Origin of the sequence: Roseobacter weihaiensis, from assembly GCF_020622345.1 — a bacterium.
In the GTDB taxonomy this organism is placed as follows: domain Bacteria; phylum Pseudomonadota; class Alphaproteobacteria; order Rhodobacterales; family Rhodobacteraceae; genus Roseobacter; species Roseobacter weihaiensis.
In genome coordinates this window covers 1-5767 of record NZ_JACNMO010000054.1, presented here as the reverse complement: position 1 = coordinate 5767, position 5767 = coordinate 1, and the positions used below count along the sequence as shown (strand labels likewise).

The following is a 5767-nucleotide window of genomic DNA, read 5'->3' as shown; positions in this document are numbered from 1 at the left end:
CGTCTTTGCGCCATGCCTGCCGCATGATTGCGGCATGGCGCGCCGACTACAATCACAACCGGCCTCACTCCAGCCTCGCTGGCATGACGCCACACGAATATGCTAACCGGTCAAAGGAAGACCAAAACCTGAACAGAGCTAACTTAAATTAGCGGACTCAAAGGGGAGCAGGTCAGAAGCTTTGTCGTTGCCATCCTGGCTTACTTTTCGGGTGCCTATGAAGGCTACTTACAGACCCAAATTGCCAACAAACTTGATGGTACATTCGCAGGCAGCTACTGGTGTGAACTACCGTACGGTAGCAGCGACCAGGTACCAGCCGATCATGTTGATAGGTTCGGTGTCTTCATCCTTGACGTCCGCACCACGGTCAAAGATGAAAACATACAAGCAGAAGGGACTTATACAGCCCTCCGTGGTCCGACACCTTGGGTAAGAGATTTCAACGCGACTAAGCTGGTGCGGGTGTGTTGCGTTCGAGGTGCGGTGCTATGAGTCGAGCCTAGTCCAGTTAAAAGGCCTTAGAATTCATCAAATTCTGGGACATTGCCAAGCCTTACAAGGAAACTTGGTGATCCGACTTCGCCGCTGTTCGGGTCTTCGCTGACCGTGTAGGCATCGGCACCCGCGCACGTTTCAGATCGGGCTTCTCTTTCTGCTCTGTTTTGCGCTTCCGACGCTGTCGAGTGCTCAAATTGCTTGTCAATTTTCAGGGTTACTGGACCATCCCGCTCTACTGTCTTCTCAACATATGTCTGGCAGATGTAGTGAACCTTTGCTGCGCTCTTGTCTGAATCTGTCATAGATGCTTCCTCGGAAAGAATGGGAACGGTTGCGAAGGTCGGGAGAGACGTGAGGCGGAAACGTATTTGTTTGCTTCTCGCACAAGCAGATTATGAATTGCCGGGTTTGGTGGCAAACCGAAAACAGGGGACCAGTGGTGGTATCATCCCCTTGTGACGGCTTTGGATACATCTTTTTTCTTCTTTGCAGGGGGCGCGTCGGTAGGCGTGTTCGCTTCCCTCTCGAGCCGAGCAGTGCGAAGCCGCGCGATCTTAACTTGTCGTTGCTGTGCTTCTTCGTCGATTATTTCCCTGACGACACGCGTTGTCTTGTCCATCGCCGTCTCCGGTTGGGGATCAAGTGCTTTAAACAGGGTTGTTTTCGTCAGCTTGGCCAATGGTCAATCTCCTTTGAGCGGCTTCATATTCGTATGGTTGATCCAGGCAGTTCAAACCGATGCCAGATCTTTGCTTGTGCCTTGGATGTCTCGCGACCGCATTGAGGATCGGTCATGGAGCAGTCTTGTGTCGATATCAGGTGCAGCCATTGCCTGCATCAACGCTTTGTAATTCATCTGAAATCTCAATTCGGCTCCGACCGGTAACGGTGATCGGTTTGTGCAAATGACGAGATGGTCGCTTGTCGCGTCGACAAACGTATGTCCAGAAGGCATCGAAAGTCCCGAAACATCTGTGTCCTGATACCCAATCGCGAGCAGCAGACGCGTGGTGTGCCCACTGTTTGGCACAAGGTGAAGTCTTACCAGAGCCGGGTCGCCAAAGTTGGCGGGTGGAAATACCGGCTCTGTATCGGTTTCAATAACCTCCGCGACAAGTGTGAATGCATCTGTATAGAGGCCGCCGATCTGATCTCCTGTAACCGGATCAACGCCCAGAAGTATGGCCTCTCCCAGCCTCAGATCGTTGATGCGACCCTTCGATTGTCGCCCGAGCGCCCAGGGCAAACTCGCAGAGCCACCACCAGATACCGTTTTGAGGAAAGTGCCACAAACCCCTTCGGTCTCTGTCGCCAGATCGCAGAGAGCCGCCATTTTGCTGGCGTTGGGGGGTATTCCACTGAGGCAGGCAAAGTTTGACCCGATACCCTTCAACGCAACACCGGGCAACCTCATGACGTACTGTGCAATTGTGGCCAAGTTCTCTGGTAGTATTCCTTCACGCAGATCGCCCATCTCGACCATCAGGATGATATCATGAACCGTGTTTTTCCGGATTGCGGCAGCAGCTAAGGCCGCGATGACGACTATCTCGGTGTTGTAGCTCGTGTCACAGATTTGAACGACCTGTTCGGCTTGGCTCAGCATGGGTGTTCGGATCAAAGTGATCGGGCATGTCAAACCGGCTGTGCGCAACCTCTGCACATTGCTGAGACGCGCATCGGCGAGACCCAAAGCGCCACCGCATAGCATGGCCTCGGCCACGTTGGGATTTCCGCAACTGGCTTTGGTCACGCCAGTGACATTAATTCCACGTTTTTCTAGCCGCTTAACAACTGTCTGAGTGTTGTGGCGAACCTTGCTCAGATCCACCTCTATGCGAGGTGTGCTCATATTGCATCCACAGGTACTTCCTGGCGCAGACCGGGATACGCTGCAACGACCATGGCAAGCAAACGCGCTGCCGGTCGGCTCAGAGCGTCGGTCACAGGCAGGCCGAGCTCTTGCGATTCCGCAGCGATAGTGTCCGTAATTTCGTCTTCGGACATCCCTTCATGATTGAGCGTGACCCCGATGACCTTCGTATCGGCAAACGCTTCTATAAGGGCAATCTCACTTGACGGGGTGGGCATCGGCATATTGGGAAAATCGCAGCGATGGGCGCGTTTGGGCGCGTGCTGAAGGATGACCGCATCGGGTTGGCTGCCCCGCAGGATAAAAGCGGAGGTGCAAAAGGCCGGGTGGCTTAGCGCGCCCTGACCCTCGATCAGGATCACGTCAGGCCGTTCACCGTCCGAGGCGGCAACAATCGCGCCCTCAAGCTCGCCACAGCAGAACTGCGGCGGCACGGCGTCCATTGCCACACCGTATTTTGCGCCCTGCATCAAACCCGTCTGACCCGTGCCAACAAGCACCGTTTTGATGCCCTTTGCGTTCAGCGCACGTGCCAAAACGGTCGCTGTTGTCCGCTTGCCAATGGCACAATCGGTCCCAAGGACTGCGATACGAAGGGCTTTGACATCAGCTACACTGCCATCGAATAACCGCATGTCCTTACTCGGCTTAGGCTTGCGAATGTCGCGAATGGTGACATCCCGTTGGGAAGCGGCGACAGCGATTTCAGGGTCATCGCTCAAATATTCATGTAAACCACTGACGATGTTCATACCAAGTGTTATGGCGTCCAGAACGACGCTCCGGTCAGCCGGTGAGAGTCTCCCCGTCGAGGGTGCCATCCCGTAGATGAGCGTATCGGGGACCAACGCCTCATGGACGAGAGCGGCATTCAGGTCCTTGAAGACCGGTATGTGGTTCATCGCATCGTCAAGAACCAGCCCGCTGTCCTGCCCACCGTGGACACTGTCGATGACGGATAGGATCCGATAGGCTTCTGAATGACGCACGAGGCCGTTTGCAGTTTTGCCATCAATTTTTGCGAAATTGCCCTCGCAATAAACAATGGCACTGGGGGGGATGACCGGCTGCGCTACGGTATTGGATTGAATGCTTTCGTTTTGAGCTGATGGGGACGCTTGCGCGCCGCTGACATTCCGCTGGATGGTATCCACTGTCTTTAGGTTGGGTTCCATGTTTAGGGTCCTTTGGGATGACCGGCACAAAAGGCATCACTGCCATCGGTGCCGCAATTTGAAGCTGAACCGGTCGTGGTCCGGCGCGGTGCGCGTTCAGTTGTCGAGCACGCACAAGTCTTTTGATTTTCGGAAGTTCTTGTTGCATTCCCAACGGTTTCCGGACCTGTTAAGATGGGCATTCGCGGGGATGTCTATTACGTCGCAGCTCGTATCAGAGGCTGCATATCCTCGCTCGCACTTCCATCCGTTGCCGTAGGTCGCGTCATCGAAGTAGGCATTCGCAGGGATCACAACGGCCTTGCACAGACCATTCTGTTCAAAAAAGCCCCGTTCACATATCCAGGGCTGGCCGTACCTTGATGTATTCAGGTAAGCGTTGAGCGGGACGGTAATGGCGGTACATTCGTCTCCATCCGCCCGAAAGCCACGCTCGCAGGCCCATGCGGACCCATGAGACCTATCCGCCAGATAGGCGTTTGAGGGCAGCACAATCTCTTGACATATATCGTCGATTTTGAGAAATCCGCGTAGGCAATGCCAACGTTCGCCTGAGGGATCCAGAAATCCACCATCGGGGACAATCACTGCAACACAGGTTGTTTCATCGCTCTTGCGAAAGCCATGAACACATTCCCATCCGGGGCCATATGTGCGGTTGGTTTTATACGCATTTTCCGGCACAGTAACCGCTGCGCAGGCATTGTCATTAAGCCTATACCCGATGTTGCACTCCCACCCCCCACCATAGCTCTTTGCGCTGGCATTTTCAGGCATAGATTGGGCAAATGCAGGCATTGCAAACAGGAACAGAGCGCAGATCGAGCCGAAAAACAGCGCCATAATCATTTGAATTTCTGGCGATATACGTGTCCCGCAGATTGTTTGGGGCAGCTGCTGCATCATGTCTGAGTTATGATCCATCCAGCTCAAGCCCCGCGAGACAGGCATCTGCGAGGCTGCGACTTGGCGTTTCGGAGCCCGGTTGCGTCGCCCAGCCGGTATCCATCAGAGCCTTGCGGCGGCTAAAGCCGGAGGCTTCCTGAAGGATCGCCAGTTTTTCCGCGCGTTCTGGGTCAACCGCGGACATGTTCAGACAGACCGGCACCATCGCCAGTGCCACTTCTTCGCTTGCAAGGCTCTGTGCCATCTCTTGCGCATTGCCGCTGGTTGTCCAGCCACCCCAGGTAAAGCCGAGGATAGAGACCGCAATCGCACCACCAAAAGCACCGTAGATGCCGGGTTTCGTCCATTCTGGAAAAGTCATTTTTGATCCTTTGACGGAGAAAGCGCCGCCTCACTGTTTTTGTGTCTTTTTTCGCAGCTTTGATCTTGTGCCAGGGCCATTTCCAAGTCGCGATGATCGATACGGCGCAATTCGGCCCCACCAGTGGGCCACCTGATCAACAGATGCGTTGCGGTCCTCCGGTAGGCCATAAAGCTGAGGCTTTGCATAACTTCATCTTCTGCAAAGAGTTCATAGCTGCCCGGAGGCAATTCATCTGTGTATCCGGCCACCAAAAACGGATGAGCAAACGTCACAAATGATGTGGTCGTGCGCGATAACATCGGCAAACTTCCCAAACATCAAATCCCTTTCAGAGGACGTGACAGCTGAATTTTAATGGTGGAAGATTGTAGTCCGCTCCGGCAGAGCGATGCGCCTAGACCGCAGAAAACCACAACTCTCGTGATCTATACATAGTCTCTTGGCGTCTGAATTACAACGTCAGGGGGCATAGCTTCGTTTTTAAGGCCATCAATACCGTTGAAAGCAGCGAGGGTTAGAAACCCTTCACCTTCTGGACCGGCAAAACCTTCGCCAGTTATGTCAAATTTTTGGTATGCGACCCAGAAGCCGACCTTCGCTGCATTCCAGAAAATCTGCAAGATGGGCTCGCTGCGGACATCCGACAATTCTGGTCAGATGACTAGTGCCAGCCCGAAGGAGACATTCGGATCAGGCGCAGTGGCTGCTTCGCCGCGAGCGCGAAAGAAACCCGCCGATGTCCCGAAGCCCGACATTCGGAGAAGCTTTTCGAGCATTGGTGATGGCGCGGTCCGCCCGAAGGTTCGCGCTGAGCAAAAGCAGACATGGCGTATCTGCTGAGCGCTCGGCTTCAAGGGCATTGAGAACGGCTAATGTCGATCTCAGAAACCTTGAGCTGAAGGAGAGACGACCATGAAAAACTACATTGGTTTAGACGTATCGCAGACC

8 protein-coding genes are annotated in these 5767 nt (G+C 54.2%); 1 reads left to right on the top strand and 7 read right to left on the bottom strand.

Annotation, left to right across the window (positions count from 1 at the left end):
* Positions 1-152: integrase core domain-containing protein (locus H7847_RS26260; protein WP_227271152.1), on the top strand; the 152-nt coding region annotated here is incomplete at its 5' end.
* Between the two features lie 369 nt (positions 153-521).
* Here H7847_RS26260 and H7847_RS26255 read toward each other — a convergent pair.
* The 7 genes from H7847_RS26255 to H7847_RS26225 form a co-directional block, all read right to left on the bottom strand.
* A complete protein-coding gene (locus H7847_RS26255) occupies positions 522-803 on the bottom strand; it encodes a hypothetical protein (RefSeq protein ID WP_227272626.1) in 282 nt (93 codons plus the stop codon).
* A gap of 143 nt (positions 804-946) precedes the next feature.
* Positions 947-1180: a hypothetical protein gene (locus H7847_RS26250; protein WP_227272625.1), complete on the bottom strand. Its 234-nt coding sequence runs from the start codon at positions 1178-1180 to the stop codon at positions 947-949.
* A 51-nt stretch (positions 1181-1231) separates the two neighbouring features.
* On the bottom strand, positions 1232-2353 hold the full coding sequence (locus tag H7847_RS26245) for an alanine/ornithine racemase family PLP-dependent enzyme (protein ID WP_227272623.1): 1122 nt from the start codon (positions 2351-2353) through the stop codon (positions 1232-1234).
* Positions 2350-3549, bottom strand: a complete 1200-nt coding sequence (locus H7847_RS26240) for a DUF1611 domain-containing protein (protein ID WP_227272621.1) — start codon at positions 3547-3549, stop codon at positions 2350-2352. The genes H7847_RS26245 and H7847_RS26240 overlap by 4 nt, the downstream gene beginning before the upstream one ends.
* 96 nt (positions 3550-3645) lie before the next feature.
* Positions 3646-4455, bottom strand: a complete 810-nt coding sequence (locus tag H7847_RS26235; RefSeq protein WP_227272619.1) for a hypothetical protein — start codon at positions 4453-4455, stop codon at positions 3646-3648.
* Positions 4456-4462: 7 nt separating this feature from the next.
* Positions 4463-4816, bottom strand: a complete 354-nt coding sequence (locus tag H7847_RS26230; protein WP_227272617.1) for a hypothetical protein — start codon at positions 4814-4816, stop codon at positions 4463-4465.
* Positions 4813-5118, bottom strand: coding sequence for a hypothetical protein (locus H7847_RS26225; protein ID WP_227272616.1), 306 nt, complete (start codon positions 5116-5118; stop codon positions 4813-4815). Before H7847_RS26225 ends, H7847_RS26230 begins: the two co-directional genes overlap by 4 nt.
* Positions 5119-5767 lie beyond the last annotated feature (649 nt).

Bases quoted from the DNA above. Each gene is read 5' to 3' on its own strand.
- H7847_RS26245 (WP_227272623.1), bottom strand. From the start codon at position 2,353: ATGAGCACACCTCGCATAGAGGTGGATCTGAGCAAGGTTCGCCACAAC.
- H7847_RS26240 (WP_227272621.1), bottom strand. From the start codon at position 3,549: ATGGAACCCAACCTAAAGACAGTGGATACCATCCAGCGGAATGTCAGC.
- H7847_RS26225 (WP_227272616.1), bottom strand. From the start codon at position 5,118: ATGTTATCGCGCACGACCACATCATTTGTGACGTTTGCTCATCCGTTT.
- H7847_RS26235 (WP_227272619.1), bottom strand. From the start codon at position 4,455: ATGATGCAGCAGCTGCCCCAAACAATCTGCGGGACACGTATATCGCCA.
- H7847_RS26255 (WP_227272626.1), bottom strand. From the start codon at position 803: ATGACAGATTCAGACAAGAGCGCAGCAAAGGTTCACTACATCTGCCAG.
- H7847_RS26230 (WP_227272617.1), bottom strand. From the start codon at position 4,816: ATGACTTTTCCAGAATGGACGAAACCCGGCATCTACGGTGCTTTTGGT.